General features: G+C 69.9%; 18 protein-coding genes. 12 read left to right on the forward strand and 6 right to left on the reverse strand.

What is annotated here, in order from left to right:
- Positions 1-73: 73 nt before the first annotated feature.
- Positions 74-1,366 (forward strand): Glu/Leu/Phe/Val dehydrogenase, encoded by a 1,293-nt coding sequence (locus tag GRS48_RS09170; RefSeq protein WP_159485757.1) that lies wholly within the window; start codon positions 74-76, stop codon positions 1,364-1,366.
- Between the two features lie 87 nt (positions 1,367-1,453).
- On the opposite strand, the gene GRS48_RS09175 is transcribed toward GRS48_RS09170, so the two are convergent.
- Positions 1,454-2,185: a YqjF family protein gene (locus tag GRS48_RS09175; protein ID WP_159485759.1), complete on the reverse strand. Its 732-nt coding sequence runs from the start codon at positions 2,183-2,185 to the stop codon at positions 1,454-1,456.
- Positions 2,186-2,291: 106 nt separating this feature from the next.
- Here GRS48_RS09175 and GRS48_RS09180 point away from each other — a divergent pair, with 106 nt between their 5' ends.
- Positions 2,292-3,218, forward strand: coding sequence for a DUF4349 domain-containing protein (locus GRS48_RS09180; protein WP_159485761.1), 927 nt, complete (start codon positions 2,292-2,294; stop codon positions 3,216-3,218).
- A 60-nt stretch (positions 3,219-3,278) separates the two neighbouring features.
- Here the strand turns inward: GRS48_RS09180 and GRS48_RS09185 are convergent, their stop codons facing one another.
- The 4 genes from GRS48_RS09185 to GRS48_RS09200 all read right to left on the reverse strand — a co-directional run bounded on the left by GRS48_RS09185 (position 3,279) and on the right by GRS48_RS09200 (position 6,966).
- A complete protein-coding gene (locus GRS48_RS09185; protein ID WP_159485762.1) occupies positions 3,279-4,220 on the reverse strand; it encodes a DMT family transporter in 942 nt (313 codons plus the stop codon).
- A gap of 160 nt (positions 4,221-4,380) precedes the next feature.
- Positions 4,381-5,841 carry a small ribosomal subunit Rsm22 family protein gene (locus tag GRS48_RS09190; RefSeq protein WP_159485763.1) on the reverse strand — a complete coding sequence of 487 codons (1,461 nt, stop codon included), beginning with the start codon at positions 5,839-5,841 and terminating at the stop codon, positions 4,381-4,383.
- On the reverse strand, positions 5,831-6,196 hold the full coding sequence (locus GRS48_RS09195; RefSeq protein WP_159485764.1) for a hypothetical protein: 366 nt from the start codon (positions 6,194-6,196) through the stop codon (positions 5,831-5,833). Before GRS48_RS09195 ends, GRS48_RS09190 begins: the two co-directional genes overlap by 11 nt.
- The gene (locus GRS48_RS09200) at positions 6,193-6,966 is read right to left on the reverse strand and encodes an NAD(P)-binding domain-containing protein (RefSeq protein ID WP_159485765.1); all 774 of its coding nucleotides are present in this window, start codon (positions 6,964-6,966) and stop codon (positions 6,193-6,195) included. Before GRS48_RS09200 ends, GRS48_RS09195 begins: the two co-directional genes overlap by 4 nt.
- A 271-nt stretch (positions 6,967-7,237) precedes the next feature.
- On the opposite strand from GRS48_RS09200, the gene GRS48_RS09205 reads away from it, so the two are divergent.
- The 5 genes from GRS48_RS09205 (at position 7,238) to GRS48_RS09225 (ending at position 10,122) form a co-directional block, all read left to right on the forward strand.
- Positions 7,238-8,269 (forward strand): phosphate uptake regulator PhoU, encoded by a 1,032-nt coding sequence (locus tag GRS48_RS09205; protein ID WP_159485766.1) that lies wholly within the window; start codon positions 7,238-7,240, stop codon positions 8,267-8,269.
- 120 nt (positions 8,270-8,389) lie between these two features.
- A complete protein-coding gene (locus GRS48_RS09210; RefSeq protein ID WP_159485767.1) occupies positions 8,390-8,572 on the forward strand; it encodes a hypothetical protein in 183 nt (60 codons plus the stop codon).
- 40 nt (positions 8,573-8,612) lie between these two features.
- Positions 8,613-8,837: a FaeA/PapI family transcriptional regulator gene (locus GRS48_RS09215; protein WP_159485768.1), complete on the forward strand. Its 225-nt coding sequence runs from the start codon at positions 8,613-8,615 to the stop codon at positions 8,835-8,837.
- 53 nt (positions 8,838-8,890) lie between these two features.
- Positions 8,891-9,319, forward strand: coding sequence for a CoxG family protein (locus tag GRS48_RS09220; RefSeq protein WP_159485769.1), 429 nt, complete (start codon positions 8,891-8,893; stop codon positions 9,317-9,319).
- Positions 9,316-10,122, forward strand: coding sequence for a carbon-nitrogen family hydrolase (locus tag GRS48_RS09225; protein ID WP_159485770.1), 807 nt, complete (start codon positions 9,316-9,318; stop codon positions 10,120-10,122). Before GRS48_RS09220 ends, GRS48_RS09225 begins: the two co-directional genes overlap by 4 nt.
- 648 nt (positions 10,123-10,770) lie before the next feature.
- Here the strand turns inward: GRS48_RS09225 and msrA are convergent.
- Positions 10,771-11,307, reverse strand: coding sequence for a peptide-methionine (S)-S-oxide reductase MsrA (gene msrA, locus GRS48_RS09230; protein ID WP_159485771.1), 537 nt, complete (start codon positions 11,305-11,307; stop codon positions 10,771-10,773).
- Positions 11,308-11,540: 233 nt separating this feature from the next.
- Between msrA and ribH the strand changes: the two genes are divergently transcribed.
- The 5 genes from ribH to gatA all read left to right on the forward strand — a co-directional run bounded on the left by ribH (position 11,541) and on the right by gatA (position 15,466).
- A complete protein-coding gene (gene ribH / locus GRS48_RS09235) occupies positions 11,541-11,945 on the forward strand; it encodes a 6,7-dimethyl-8-ribityllumazine synthase (protein WP_159485772.1) in 405 nt (134 codons plus the stop codon).
- On the forward strand, positions 11,942-13,096 hold the full coding sequence (locus GRS48_RS09240; RefSeq protein ID WP_159485773.1) for a pyridoxal phosphate-dependent aminotransferase: 1,155 nt from the start codon (positions 11,942-11,944) through the stop codon (positions 13,094-13,096). Before ribH ends, GRS48_RS09240 begins: the two co-directional genes overlap by 4 nt.
- 119 nt (positions 13,097-13,215) lie before the next feature.
- Positions 13,216-13,728 (forward strand): universal stress protein, encoded by a 513-nt coding sequence (locus tag GRS48_RS09245; protein WP_159485774.1) that lies wholly within the window; start codon positions 13,216-13,218, stop codon positions 13,726-13,728.
- Positions 13,729-13,816: 88 nt separating this feature from the next.
- The gene (gatC, locus tag GRS48_RS09250; RefSeq protein ID WP_159485775.1) at positions 13,817-14,167 is read left to right on the forward strand and encodes an Asp-tRNA(Asn)/Glu-tRNA(Gln) amidotransferase subunit GatC; all 351 of its coding nucleotides are present in this window, start codon (positions 13,817-13,819) and stop codon (positions 14,165-14,167) included.
- The gene (gene gatA, locus GRS48_RS09255; RefSeq protein ID WP_159485776.1) at positions 14,168-15,466 is read left to right on the forward strand and encodes an Asp-tRNA(Asn)/Glu-tRNA(Gln) amidotransferase subunit GatA; all 1,299 of its coding nucleotides are present in this window, start codon (positions 14,168-14,170) and stop codon (positions 15,464-15,466) included. It abuts the gene before it with no gap.
- Positions 15,467-15,618: the final 152 nt, after the last annotated feature.

Below are 15,618 nucleotides of genomic sequence, written 5' to 3' on the forward strand. Positions count from 1 at the left end.
GAATGCCAGACGTTCACTAGCAATGGCGAGTATTGCCGAAACCGATATCACACAGGCCCGAGACGAGCCGACCATGACCGACGACCCGTTCGAGAACATGCTGGCACAGATGGACCGCGCCGAGGAGTTCGCCGAGGTCGACCACGGCGTCTTCGAGCGACTGAAACACCCCGAACGAACCCTGAAGGTGACGCTCCCGGTCGAGCTCGAGGCCGGCGGCGTCGAGGTGTTCGAGGGGTACCGCTGTCAGTACGACAGCGCGCGCGGTCCGTTCAAGGGCGGCGTGCGCTATCACCCGAGCGTCACTCAGCGCGAGGTCGAGGCGCTCGCCGGATGGATGACGTGGAAGACCGCCCTCGTGAACCTGCCGTACGGCGGCGCGAAGGGCGGCGTGATCTGCGAGCCGAAGGATCTCACGGACCGGGACCTCGAACGGCTCACGCGGCGGTACACGGAGGGTATCCGCCGGATGATCGGTCCCGAGACCGACGTCCCCGCGCCCGACATGAACACGAACCCGCAGACGATGGCGTGGATGATGGACACGTACTCGATGTACGAGGGGTACACCGTCCCGAAGGTCGTTACCGGGAAGCCGCTGGAGATCGGCGGCACGCCCGGCCGCGTCGAGGCGACGGGTCGCGGCGTCTCCATCATCACCGAGCGGCTCTTCGACTACCTCGAACGTGACCTCTCGCAGGCGACCGTCGCGGTCCAAGGGTTCGGTAACGTCGGGTCGAACGCCGCCCAGCTGCTCGACGAGGCGGGCGCGCGGATCGTCGCCACCTCCGACGTGACCGGGGCCGCCTACGACCCCGAAGGGCTCGACGTCGGGACCCTCGCGGCCCACGTCGACGCCGGCGGCCTCATCGAGGAGTACACCGAGGGCGACCTCCGCGGAGCGAGCGCGGAGCGCAACCGGTGGGACGAAGCGGACATGATCTCCAACGCGGAGCTGTTGTCGCTCGACGTCGACGTCCTCATTCCCGCGGCGGTCGAGGGCGTCATCACCGCCGGCAACGTCGACGACCTCCGCGCGTCGGCGATCGTGGAGGCCGCGAACGGCCCGACCACCGTCGCCGCCGACGAGGTCCTCACCGAGCGCGACGTGCCGGTCGTGCCCGACATCCTCGCGAACGCGGGCGGCGTCATCGTCTCGTACCTGGAGTGGGTCCAGAACTCCCAGGAGTTCTCGTGGCCGCTGGAGACGGTCAACGCGGAGCTCGAACGCCGCATCGGCACGGCGTTCGACGAGACGATCGCCCGCTACGATGACGGCGACGTCCCCGACCTCCGGACCGCGGCGTACACGCTCGCGCTCGAACGCACCGCGAGCGCGCACGAGTACCGCGGGCTGTTCCCCTAAGCGGGCCAACCGAAGCATCGACACCGCACCGCGGTCGGGCGTTCGGTCCTCGGACGAGAGACCGTCACCGAACGGACGGAGATCGGTTCAGATCCGTCGGATCCGGTCCGCGCTCACGTCGATCGGGTCAGCGTAGTGGACGATCGGGTCGCCGCCGGGACGGTCGAAGCCGTTCGCCTCGAACAGCGTGTTCGTTCGAACCGTGAGCCTCGCGTCCCGTAACGACCACGGCTCGTGTTCGATCTCGCCTCGGTAGAGGCGACGACCGTACGCGTAGAACCGGTAGTTCTCGACGAAGAACGCTTCCACGGAGCCGGGCTCCGCCGGGGCCGCTTCACCAACCGGCGCGTACGTCGCGTCGAAGGCGGCCGCCGGCGCGCCGCGATGGGTCCGCTCCGCGACGAACCGGAGGGGTTCGGCGTGGGCGTCGCCGCCGTCATCGTCGTTTCGGCAGGCGTCGCCCTCTTGGTTTCGGTAGACGTCGATCCGGGCCCGATAGTACGGCAGCGCGAAGAGGCGACGGGCGACGCCGACGCCGATCGGGTCCGTGGCGTCGAGGCTGAAGAAGTACACGCCGGGACCCGCTGGGCCGTCAACGTACGTCCGCAAGTTGAGCTCCGGGAACGAGAGGCCGACGGGGACCCCCCGCGGTCGGATGTCCGACATCACGAACGGGACGACCCCGAGGTACGCGTCGCCCCCGTACGTCGCGACGGACAGCCGGTCCGGGAGCCGGTCGGCGACGACGTCCGGGTCGACGGGCCAGTGGACGAACAGGCCGTCGCGCCACGTCATCTCCAGCCAGCGATGACCGAGCATGTCGGATCGCGGGCCCGAGCGTGCATACTTCCACCGGCTTCGAAGGAACAAACATCGGTTTGTCCCTTGAGACGTTTTACCACCTCGGGCGCCGTCGCCCCGAGACATGAACGCGAAGCGCGCGGTTCTCGTCGCGGTCGTGGCCGCCATGCTCGTGCTGGCCGGCTGTACCGGAGGTGACGACGCCGGCGACGCCGGCGACGGGACGGCGATCGACGCCGGCGACGCCCCGGAAGAGGCGGTCGACCGTGACGACACGGCCGGGGGCGGGAGCGCAGACGATGGGACGACAGCAGCGACCGGCGACGGCTTCGCGGTCGACGCCGCGGACAGGGACCGGCAGCTGATACGGACCGGAGAGGTTCGGCTCACCGTCGAGACGTTCTCGGACGCCGATGCCGAGGTTCGACGGGTCGCCGACGCCCACGGCGGGTTCGTCAGCGACGCCGACCGGGAGACCCGCGACCGGGGCGACGACTCGTTCACCGTCGGGGAGCTGACCCTCCGGGTCCCGAGCGACGACTTCGACGCGGTCATGGCCGACGTGGAGGCTGTCGGGGCGGTCGAGCGGTCGGCGACCGAGAGTAAGGACGTCTCCGAGCAGCTGGCGGACCTCGACGCGCGACTCGAGAACCGGCGCGCGGAGCGCGACCGGCTCCGCGAGCTCTACGAGGACGCGGAGCGGACGGAGGACGTGCTGGCGGTGCAGTCGGAGCTGACGGCCACACAGGAGGAGATAGAGCGACTGGAGGCCAGACAGACGACCCTGCGAGACCGGGTCGCGCTGTCGACGATCCGCGTCCGGCTGAGCGAGGAGCCGCCCGAGCCCGAGGAGCCCGAGGCGTGGTACGACACCGGGGTCGCCGCCGCGTTCCTCGAGTCGGTGAGCGGCGTCGGCACGGTGCTCCGGGCGAGCGTCGTCGGCGCGGCGTACGCCGCGCCGTACGCCGTCGTGTTCGGCCTCCCGCTGGTCGCGATCGGGTTCGCAGCACGCCGGTTCGGCGGGCGACTGCCGTTCGGGACCGACGAGTAGGCGGGGGCGGCCGACGAGCCCACCGAGGACGCGCTCGCGACGTTGAACCCGCCGCCGGGCTCAGATCGCGATCAGCGTCACGCCGACCACGGCGAGGACGGCGGCGAGGAGCCGGAGTCGGAAGTGTCGCTCGCCGAGGAGGATCCCGCCGAGGACGACCGCCACGATCGCCTGCGTGTTGATGATCGGCGAGGCGATGCTCGCCGGGAGGAGCGCGAACGCGAGCGTCGTCACGTGTTCGCCGAGCGCGACGAGCGCGCCCGCCGCCGCGAACTTGGGGAGGTCGGCACGGATCCCCGTCGGGGGGTTGCGAACCGCGCTCGGGAGTAGGACCGCGGCGACGCCCGCGAGCAGCAGGGGCACCCAGAGCGTCCCGGGGATCGCGAGCTCCTGGAGCGCGACCCGTTTCCCCACGTCGCTCACGGCGTAACACATCGCGCTCACCAGCGCGAGCTGTGCCGGCCGCGAGCGGGCGGCCTTCACGAACGGCTCGAAGAAGCCGCCGGGGTCGTAGTTCGCGACGTACACCGCGAGCGTCGCGACGACGACCCCTGCCACCTGCAGCGGCGTGAGCACCTGCCCGAGCAGGAGGATCTCCATCGGCAACACGAACATCGGGACCACCTTGTTGATCGGGGTGACGTAGGAGACGTCGCCGTCGGCGATCGCCGTGAGGAAGAGGACGAACGCCGCCGCGGTCGCGAGGACCGTCACCGCGACGACGGCCGCCTCGGCGAGCCCGAACGCGTCGACGAACGCGGGCGAGAGGTCGCCGCCGGCGACCGTCACCGGGAGGTACCACGCGATCGCGAAGACGTTTATCAGGACGGTGAGCGCGGCCGGCGGATACCCCTCGAACAGCCGCTTGAGCAGGTAGATGTAGACGCCCCAGACGACCGCCGCCGTGAGCGCGAAACCGATCCCGGGGTCCGTCGGGAGCCCCGAGCCCGCCGCGAGCGCGGGGAGAACGGGATCGGCGACCGGGGCGGGCGCGATGTCCATCGATCGAGCCGACGACCGTTCGCCTCAAGAGGGGTTCGATCGGGAGGCGTACCGGCGCGAGCCGGTCGGTCGATGCGGCCGGGGGACGAAGAGATCGGTGCGGCAGGGGACGAAGGAGCCGACGACGGTTTCAGGGGACAAGGAGGCCCCGGTGCCGGGATCAGGGGGCGACGAGGTCGACGACGGTCTCGGCGTCGACGACGACGTTGTACGCGCCCTCGTCGTCGTTCCACAGCACGAGCCCGTTCTCGATGAACACCACCGCGCCGTAGTCGGCCTCCCGGAGCGACCGGTTGAGCCCCGTCTCGCGCGTACAGACCGCGTAGTGTTCGAGCCGTTGTGAGCCGTCGCCGACCTTGTAGACGGCGTTGTCGCCGCCGCTGAGGTCGTGGCTGAGCTTCACGCCCATGAGGTTGATGCGGTCGGTGACGTGGTCCTCGGAGTCGGCCATCCGGGCACAGCGCCCGTCGTGTGCGCGCACGTCCACCCGACGAGTGCCGTCGATGCGGAGGATCGAGTAGGCGAACTGGACGTCGACGTTGATGAACTCCCCGGGCTCGTCGTCGCCCGCGCGGGTCGCCGCCTCGTCGAGCCGGCGCTGGAACGGCGGGACTGCCAGGTCGGGGGCGACGTCGAACGACCAGCCGCGGTCCGTGGGCACCGCGTCGGCCCACAGTCGGAGGGTGGGGGCGTACACGTCGACCCCCGTCCCCGGCCCGGTCACCGCGCGCTCGACCTCGCGGAGGCCCGTCGCCGTGTTGAGGTCCGCCGGCGCGAGCGCGACGACGCTGCCGTCGGTGGCGAGCGCGCCGAGCGCCGCCTCGACCACCGCCGCCGGGTCGTCGAGCTCGGAGAGCACGTTCCCGAACACGACGAGGTCGAAGTCGGCGTCGGAGGTGTCGGAGGTGTCGGAGGAGTCGGCTGACCCGTCCCCGTCGATCCCGAGGAACGACTCCGCCGTCTCCCGGTGGATCGTCGGCCGGAAGTTCCGTCCCGTCACGTCGAGGAGGGACTCGAGCACGTCGGCCGCGGCGCTCGGCTCGACCGCGTGGTAGTCGACGACGGCGTCGTCGGGGAGGTAGTCGTGGAGGCCGAGCGCCGGCCCGCCCGTCCCCGCCCCCACGTCGAGGACGCGGAGCGTCCGGTCGAGCAGCCGGTTCTCGACGAGCTCGTCGAGGACGTAGCCGATGGCCGCGTAGTAGTCCGGGAGGTGGTAGATCGCGTAGCCGAGCGCGGCGATCCGGTCGTAGGCGACGTCGTTCTCGAAGAAGTAGTCGGTCTTCAGCCGACGGATCGCCTCGCGCAGCCGGTCGCCGGAGTCGCCGCGGTGCCAGTTCGCGCCGAACTCGCCGACGAGGAGGTCCTCGACGGCGAACGCGTACGCGTCGGGGAACGCCTCCGGCCCCCACCCCGGCGGCTCGACGGGCGCGTCCGCGACCGGGACGAAGGTGCCGTCGTCGAGCTCGCGGAGCCGGAGGTCGAACGCCTCCTCGCGGAGCGTCTCGCGGACGATGCCCGGATGCGGGACGCCCTCGATGTACTCGGAGATCTCCTCGGGGTCGACCGGCCTGACGTTCCGGAGGTAGTTCGCGTTGTCGCGGACCGCGTCCCTATCGATCATCGGAGTGGATCGGGTCCGGCGGGCTGTTCGGCGGGACGGACGAGTCGTCGTGGTCCCGCGACGCGGTCGTGGGGCGTGGTGCTGTCGTGGTCATCGTCGATTTCGGTGTCGGTCGGTAGTCGGTCGATAGTCGGTGGATGCGGTCTGTAGTCGATCGGTAGTCGGCGAGCGCGGTCGACAGTCGGCGAGCGCGGTCGGTAGTCGATGGGGTGACGGGATCGGCGGGGCGGTGGATGGTGAGGTGGTGGGGTGGCGGGAGCGTCGGGAGCGTCGGGAGCGTCGGGAGCGCCGAGAGCGTCGGGAGCGTCGGGAGCGCCGAGAGCGTCGGGAGCGGCAGGCGGGGGCGTACCCTCACTCGTGGCGTTCGCGGGTGCTTCCGTCGCCGCGGGCCGCCTCGTACAGCTCGGCGAACCGCTCGGCGTCCGCCGCGGCGATCTCGCCGGCGGCGTCCGCGACGCCCGCCGCGCCGTCGAAGGCGCGCTGGATCTCGGCGTACACCGCCGGCGACCCCTCGGTCACCGTGTCGGCGACGCCGTCGAGGGCGCGCGAGACGGGGGTGTGAAACTCCTCGCGGACGTCGTCGCCGGCGAGCCGCCACGCCAGCACGGCCGCGTGCGCGCCAGCCTGCACCGTCTCCATCGCCCGGTCGTGTTCGTCCGCGGTCGTCTCGAAGACGTCGTTCCCGCCGGCCTCGATCGCGTCGGCGATCGCCGCGACGTGCGGGCCGTCGTTGTCGATGACGGCGGCGACGTTACCCGGTACTCGCGGCGGCGCGAAGAGCGGGTGGTAGCTCGCTCGCTCGAGGTCGGGCCCGTGCTCGCGGAGCGCGTCGACCGCCGCCGTCATCTCGCCGGAGACGTCGAAGAGGGCGTGTTCGGCCCGCCCCGCGTACCCCGCGGCGGCGTCGGGGACGGCGGACATCGGCACGGCGAGACACACCGCGTCGAACGTCGCCTCGGTGTCCGCCGACACCACCTCCGCGTCCCGGGAGCGGGCCGCGTCCGCCGCAACCGCCGGGTCGCGATCGGTGAACGTCACGGCCGCGTCAACGGGGGCGGCCGCCGCCGTCATCGTGTCGGCGACCCAGCGGCCCATCTCTCCCGCGCCCACGACCAGTAGATCCATCGGTTGTCGAAACGGACGGCGTCGAGCGTTTAAAAGCGTTCGATGCGTGCTTATAAACGCCGACGGAAGGGCCATTTCCGGTGGGTCGTCCGAACGGCTCCCTCCTCGCGCGCGGCGCTGGCGGGTCGTTCTCCACGTGTCGAATCGTCCTCCACGTGCCGAATCGTCCGGGGGCGGTCACGGGTGTCCCGGTGGAACACCTTGTATATTCGTCGTTCTGTATAATGGACATAGGGATAAGGTTAAGGTCGATCCCAGGATAGTCAGTGTCATGGAAACGCGGAAGGTCCAGCGGCTCGGCCCGTCGACGCTGGCGATGACGCTGCCGGCGGAGTGGGCGAAAGAACACGGGGTGAACAAGGGCGACGAGGTGTCGCTGCGGATGGGCGGGAAGGGGACGCTGACGGTCCTCCCCGAGTCGGTGAACACGGAGGAGTCCGAGGCGATCATCAGCGCGGACAACCTCGACGCCGGCGCGCTCGAACGGGCGATCGTCGCCCAGTACGTGCTCGGCCGACGCGTCATTCACGTCGCGAGCGACGGCGCGCTCGGCAGCGACCACATCAACGCGGTTTATAAAGCGGAGACGCAGCTGATGGGGCTCGGCGTCATCGAGGAGACCCCGGAGGACATCGCGATCCGATGTTCCGTCGACCCCGAGGACTTCACGCTCGACAACCTGCTCGAACGGCTGGAGAACACGGGATCGACGATGCGCGGCGAGGCGGTGAAGGCGCTGGCGCACGGCAACCCGGACCTCGCACAGCGCGCGCTCAACCGCGAACGGCAGGCGAACAAGATCTTCGTGCTCCTGCTCCGGCTGATCTTCACGGCGTATCAGAACCCCAACCTCGCCCGTGCGGTCGGCCTGGAGGAGGGGTTCCCGCTGATCGGCTACCGCTCGGTCGCGAAGAACCTCGAGCTCACCGCCGACAACGCCGAGGACATCGCCGACATCGTGATGGACGCGGAGGGTCACACGCTCGACGTCGACAGCGCCACGATGCGTCAGATCCGCGAGTTCACCGACCAGGTCGACGAGCTGACCGCGCTCGCGGTCCGGTCCGTCGTCGAGCGCGACTACGACCTCACCGTCGACTGTCGCGCGCGGTTCGGCAAGCTTGAGGACCGCGAGCGGGAGATCCTCTCGGAGCTCCCCGACGACCTCGACAACGAGACCCTCCTCATGACCCGCGAGGTGCTCGTGAGTCTCCAACACACCGCGGAGTACGCGATGCGGAACGCCGAGATCGCCGCGAACCTCGCGCTCAACGAGGAGTCGGATCACGTCGAGATCCGGTGAGGATGCGATAGGGGTGCGGCGAGGGTTCGGTGGGAGTGCGATCGGGATGCGGTGGAGGGAAGAACCCCGTCGGCTCGCCACGTTCGTATGAACTAAGTGCCCGCCCGCGAACCTCCGCGTATGAGCGAGGGATCCATCGAATCGGACAAGGGGTTAGGCGTGATGCTCGCGTTCGTGGCGGTCACGCTCGTGGGCGCGGTCGTCATGTACGGCGCGCCGACGCAGCTGGGCCGCGCGTGGGGCTTCGGGGCCGCGATCGTGTTCGCCCTGCTGGCGGTCGTCGCCGTCCAACTGTTCGACTGACGAGAAACGGTTAAACCCGATCGACGCCTACTTCGAAGGGATGACCGAGTACACCGAGGAGGAACAGCGGATCCTCGCGTACCTCACGGACAGCGTCTCGCGCGGCGAGCGGTACGTCCGCTCGAAGACGATCGCCGACGCCATCGGTCTCACTGCCAAGCAGGTCGGCTCTCGGCTCCCGCGGCTCGCCGAGAAATCCGACGACGTCGAGATCGAGAAGTGGGGCCGCGCGCGGTCGACGACCTGGCGCGTCTCGCAAGGGTAGCGGCGGGTCGCCGACTCCGGCCCTTTTATTCTCCCCCGCCCCAACCTCGGGGCATGACCGTCCGAGTCTCCCGGACGTTCGAGTTCAACGCGCCCGCCGAGGACGTGTGGGCGTTCATCTCGGACGCGGAGAAGCGTGCCGCAGCGATCAGCGTGGTCGAGAGCTTCGAGGTGCACGGCGGCGGGCGTGCGACGTGGCACGTCGGGCTCCCGATCCCGATGGTGCGCTCGACGATCCTCGTCGAGACCGAGGAGGTCGAGCGCGACCCGCCACGCCGCGTGAAGTTTGTCGGAAAATCGAGCGCGTTCCGCGTCACCGGCGAACACACGATCACCGAGACGGAAGCCGGCTGTCGGCTCGCGAACGAGTTCGTCGTCGACGGCCGGCTTCCGGGCGTCGAGACCTTCTTCAAGCGGAACTTCGACGCCGAGTTGGACAACTTGGAGGACGCCCTCCGGCGCACCGTGAGGGCTGATCGATGAGGCTCGCCTGCGTCCAGCTCGACGTCGCGGCGGGTGCGGTCGCCGACAACGTCGACCGCGCGGTCGACCGCGTTCGAGAGGCGGCCGCCGACGGCGCGGACCTCGTCGTGCTCCCCGAGCTGTTCGACGTCGGCTACTTCGCGTTCGACACGTACGCGCGGGCCGCGGAGGGGCTCGACGGCGACCGCCTGGCACGGTTCGCGGACGTCGCCGAGGAGGCCGGCGTCGCCGTGCTCGCGGGGACGATCGTCGAGGATCTCGGAGCGTCGGCCGCGACGGGGGTCGAGGTGCCGGCGACGGAGGGGCTCGCGAACACGGCCGTCCTCTTCGACGCCGACGGGACGCGGCGGCTCGTCTACCGCAAACACCACCTGTTCGGGTACGGCTCGGAGGAGACCGACCGAATGGTCCCGGGCGAGCGCGTGCCGGTCGTCGAAATCGCGGGGGTTCGCGTCGGCGTCACGACCTGCTACGACCTGCGGTTCCCGGAGCTGTACCGCGGGATGGTGGCGGACGGCGTCGAGTGCGTGTTGGTCCCGAGCGCGTGGCCGTACCCGCGCGTCGAACACTGGCGGACGCTCGGTCGTGCGCGCGCCATCGAGAACCTCGCTTACGTGGCGACGGTCAACGGGAGCGGTCAGTTCGATTCGGGCACGCTCTGTGGCCGTACGACCGTCTACGACCCGTGGGGGACGACGCTCGCCTCCTCGGACGAGGGGCCGACGACGGTCGCCGCCGACGTCGACCCCGACCGCGTCGCCGACGTCCGCGCGGAGTTCCCGGCGCTTCGGGATCGACGATAACGAGCGTCGAAACCCTCGTCGGCGGCGGATGCGGTGTGAAACTCAGATGGGTCAGCGAGGCAGCCACCGAGCGGTCGACCGCCGCGATGGCGGATCCCGGCGGCCACGAACCTCGAACCTTTATACGGATGAGGACCCTAGCCGACATCGCCGGAATCCGACGCTTTTCTCGTTGGGATTCGGCAATCAAGCCCGCACCCGTCCCGACCGCTCGGGCGATCGCGCCGACAGCCATCGGGGTCCGCTGTCGGCCCTGATCGCCCGTCCACCCGCCTCCCGTCCCGCTTCGTCGCTCGCTCTACATGGCCGCTTCCCGTCTCAGCACCGGTTATCAACACCGATAGCGGGGGCGATGGCTTCTTAAAAGGGTTCACCGTCGTCGAGGACACCGCGGACGAACCCGGCGCGTCGCCCTGATCGCGGGCGGCGGGCCGGCGTCTCGTCTTCCACCGTCCGCGGACGGTCGGGTTCGGGCACTCACTCCCACACCGTCCCCGAACCCGGTCATCGAACGCCACAGGATCGGTCATCGAACGCCGCAGGATCCGGTGAGTTCGCTATCGAATCCGTCAGTAACCGCTGTCGAACCCGGTGAGCACCCGCTATCCGAACGAAGGAGAGAATCCGCCGTTCACGACGGGGCGGATCTCACTCGCCCGCCTCGACGAACAGCTTCCGTACCTTCTCGATCTTCGGATCCGCGTGGAACGTACAGTACGCGTCCCCGGGGTTCTTCTCGTAGTAGTCCTGGTGGTGTTCCTCGGCACGGTAGAACGTCCCCAACGGCTCGACCTCGGTGACGATCTCCTCGTCGTACACCCCTTCGGCGGCCAGCTCCTCGATGTACGCCTCGGCCAGCTCCCGCTGGTCGTCGTCGTGCGCGAGCACGATCGACCGGTACTGGCTCCCGACGTCGGGACCCTGCCGGTTCAGCTGGGTCGGGTCGTGAACGGTGAAGAAGACCTTCAACACGTCGGCGAAGGCGAGCTCGTCGGAGTCGTACTCGACCCGAACGACCTCAGCGTGTCCCGTCTCGCCGCTGCAGACCTCCTGATACGTCGGCTCCGTCGTGTGGCCGCCGGCGTAGCCGGAAGTGACGTCGACGACGCCCGGGAGCGCCTCGAACGCCGCTTCGACACACCAGAAGCAGCCGCCGCCGAGCGTCGCGGTTTCGGTGTTCGTCATACCCCGCCATACGCGTCGAACCGGTAAAGGCACGTCGTCGACGGTAACCCCGTCACGGCGGGGCGGGGGTCGCCGTTTCCGTCTGGGAGCGGGGCGTGGCTTCCTCCGCCCTCGTCTCGGGCGGGAGGTCCGCACTGTTCCGGTCGGTGTGGTCCGTCCCGGTGGGGTACGGCCCGCCCCCGACACCGTCCGCGAACGGTAGACATTTGCCGTCGCCCGTGTGAGCGATCCGTATGGTTACGTTGGGACTGGTCGTCGCGCGGTTCAACGAGTCCGTCACCGGGCCGATGGCTGAGGCGGCCCGCGAGGCCGCCGCCGAACGCGACGCGGTGGTCGCCGACGAGCTCGCGGTTCCCGGGGCGTACGACAGCCCGCTCGCGGCGGACCGGCTCGCGCGGCGCGACGGCATCGACGCCGTCGCCGTCGTCGGCGCGATCGTCACGGGCGACACCGACCACGACCGCGTGATCGCCGACGCCACCGCCACGAAGCTGACCGACGTCAGCCTCGACCGCGACACCCCCGTCACGTTCGGCGTGAGCGGCCCGGGGATGTCCGGCGCGGAGGCCCGCGAGCGGGTGGACAAGGGAGCGGACGCCGCACACGCCGCGATCGACCTCGTCGAGGAACTCGAATGACCGACACATACGACTTTTCAGACCGGATCGGACGTGTAGAGCCCAGCGCGACGCTGGCGATATCGAACCTGGCAGCCGAGAAGGAGGCCGAGGGCGTCGACGTCGTCAACCTCTCGGTCGGCGAGCCCGACTTCGGCACCCCCGAGAACGTCGTCGAGGCCGGCAAGGACGCCATCGACGCCGGCCACACCGGGTACACCTCCTCGAACGGGATCCCGGCGCTGAAGGAGGCGATCGCGGCCAAGCTCCGCGGCGACGGCATCGACGCCGACGCCGACGAGGTGATCGTCACCCCCGGCGGCAAGCAGGCGCTCTTCGAGACGTTCCAGACGCTGATCGACGACGGGGACGAGGTCGTCCTGCTCGACCCCGCGTGGGTCTCCTACGAGGCGATGGTGAAGCTCGCGGGCGGCGAGCTCTCGCGCGTCGACCTCGCGCCCCACGGCTTCCAGCTCGAGCCCGCGCTCGACGACCTCGCCGAGGCCGTCTCAGACGAGACGGCGCTGTTGGTCGTCAACTCCCCGTCGAACCCGACGGGCGCGGTGTTCTCCGAAACGGCCCTCGAGGGCGTCCGCGACCTCGCGGTCGAACACGACGTCGCCGTCATCTCCGACGAGATCTACGAGCGGATCACCTACGGCGTCGAGCAGACCTCGCTCGCGAGCCTCGACGGGATGACGGACCGCACGATCACCGTCAACGGGTTCTCGAAGGCGTACGCGATGACGGGCTGGCGGCTCGGCTACCTCCACGCAACCGACGGCTTCGTCGCCGAGGCCGGGAAGTTCCACTCTCACTCCGTCTCCTGTGCGACCAACTTCGTCCAGCAGGCCGGCGTTGAGGCGCTGGAGAACACCGACGACGCGGTCGAGGAGATGCGGTCGGCGTTCGCGGAGCGGCGTGACCTCCTCGTCGACCTGTTCGACGAACACGGCGTCGACGTCGACGTCGGCGACGGCGCGTTCTACATGATGATCCCCGTCGACGACGACGACCAGGCGTGGTGTACGGCGGCGATCGAACGGGCCGCCGTCGCCTGCGTGCCGGGGAGCGCCTTCAACGCGCCCGGGTTCGCGCGGATCTCGTACGCCGCGAGCGAGGAACGCCTCCGGGAGGCCGTCGACCGGCTCGTCTCGAACGACCTCCTGTAGGTCGGCGGATCGCTTCGAGACGTAGCGACATGCGGATCGGCTCAGAACCGGCTGTTCGGGGCCGAGAACCGGCGACGCGTTTATCAGTCCTGTCACCGAAGCTGTATATTGGTGGTGGCATGTACGACAATATCCTGTACCCGACGGACGGAAGCACCGGCTCGGACGCGGCGGCCGAACACGCCCGATTACTCGCGTCGACGTTCGGCGCGACGGTTCACGTGTTACACGTCGTCGACACGCGACACACGGGCATCGGGGTGAGCGGCGCGTTCCTCTCCGACGACGGCTCCGGGCTGAGCGGGAAGACCGACGAGGGCGACGGCTCCGGGACGGTCGGGGAGCGGCGCGACTTCGACGAGGAGGACGACGCGCAGGCGGGGCGCGGAGCGGAGCTGGTCGAGGAGGCCGCCGCCGCGTTCGGCGACGTCGAGACCGTCACCGCCGTCGAATCGGGGAACCCGCACTCGGTCATCGTGGACTACGCCGATGCGAACGACGTCGACCTGATCGTGATGGGGACACACGGGCGGACCGGGGTCGATCGATACCTGCTCGGGAGCGTCACGGAGAAGGTCGTGCGGCTGGCCGATCCGCCCGTGATGACGGTGCGTGCCGACGCGGACGGGTGACTCCCGGCGGCGATCCGCGGCCCGCTTTCGGCGACGCACCGATACGGCGTTCCGAAACCCTTACTCCCGGTCCGGGACACCTCGACGTATGAGCGATACGTCCGAGTCGACCGATGCCGCGGGAACGGACGCGGCGGACGACCCCGATGCGTCCGCCGACGCCGACGCGGCCGCGGTCGACGCCGACGAAGTCCGTCACGTCGCCGACCTGGCCCGGGTGCGTCTCGACGACGACGAGGTCGACGCGTTCGCCGACCAGTTCGCGGAGATCCTGGAGTACTTCGAGGCCCTCGACGACGTGCCGGAGACGGAGCGCGAGGAGGAGCTCGTCAACGTGATGCGCGCCGACGAGGTCCGCGAGGGGCTCTCACAGGAGGACGCGCTGGCGAACGCCGCGGAGACCGAGGACGGGTTCTTCAAGGGCCCGAAGGTGTCGTAGATGGCGGCCGACCACAACGCCTTCATCACGGAGGCGACGATCGAGGGCGACGCCGACGCCGAGGGACCGCTCGCGGGGGCGACCGTCGCGGTCAAGGACAACATCTCGACGAAGGGGATCGAGACGACCTGCGGCTCCGAGATGCTCGCCGACTACGTGCCGCCGTACTCCGCGACCGTCGTCGAGCGGCTGACCGACGCCGGCGCGACGATCGTCGGCAAAACGAACATGGACGAGTTCGGGATGGGAACGACGACGGAGACGTCGGCGTTCGGGCCGACGCGGAACCCGGTCGACCCCGACCGCGTCCCGGGCGGCTCCTCCGGCGGGTCGGCGGCGGCGGTCGCCGCCGGCGACGCCGACGTCGCCCTCGGCTCTGACACGGGCGGTTCGGTGCGGTGTCCCGCCGCGTTCTGTGGCGTCGTCGGCATCAAACCCACCTACGGGCTCGTGTCGCGATACGGGCTCGTCGCCTACGCGAACTCCCTCGAACAGATCGGTCCGATCGCCGGCACCGTCGAGGAGGCGGCGGCCGTCCTCGACGTCATCGCCGGTTCGGACCCGCACGACGGCACCACCCGAGATCTCGAGACGGTCGCGGACGCGGACCCCGCGGCGAGCTACGCCGCGGCCGCCGACGGCGACGTCGACGGGCTCACCGTCGGCGTCCCGACGGAGCTGTTCGAGGGGGCCGACGAGCGCGTCGTCGACACCGTCGAGGCCGCCATCGCGGACCTCGAAGCGCAGGGCGCGGAGACGACGGAGATCTCGCTGCCCGCGGTCGAACACGCGGTACAGGCCTACTACGTCATCGCGACGTCGGAGGCGTCCTCGAACCTCGCGCGGTTCGACGGCGTCCGCTACGGCCACCGCGCCGAGAGCGACGGGAACTGGAACGAGTCGTTCGCGGAGACCCGCGAGGCGTTCGGCGCGGAGGTCAAGCGCCGGATCCTGCTCGGAACGTACGCGCTGTCGGCCGGCTACCACGACAAGTACTACAAGAAGGCACAGGACGCCCGGGCGTGGGTGCGTCAGGAGTTCGACGCGGCGTTCGAGGACGTCGACGCGATCGCCTCGCCGACCATGCCGGTGCTCCCGTTCGAGCTCGGCGAGAGCCTCGACGACCCGCTGCGGATGTACCTCGCGGACGCGAACACGACGCCGGCGAACCTCGCGAACCTCCCCGCGATCTCGGTGCCCGCGGGCGAGGCGGACGGGCTCCCCGTCGGGCTCCAGTTCGTCGGCCCGAAGTTCGACGAGGCGACCGTCATCCGAGCCGCGAGCGCGGTCGAGGAGTGAGGTCGTCGCCGGGCGCGGGGTAAAGCTGAAATGCGGGGTAAAGCCGAAGTGCGGGGTGAAGCCGAAGTGCGGGGTCGTCTGGACCCCGACCGTAAATCCGAGTTGATCGGCGCACAACCGGTTTCGACGTCGGGGGTTCATAAGGGACGCCG

This window comes from Halorubrum sp. JWXQ-INN 858 (genome assembly GCF_009806985.1).
GTDB lineage: Archaea > Halobacteriota > Halobacteria > Halobacteriales > Haloferacaceae > Halorubrum.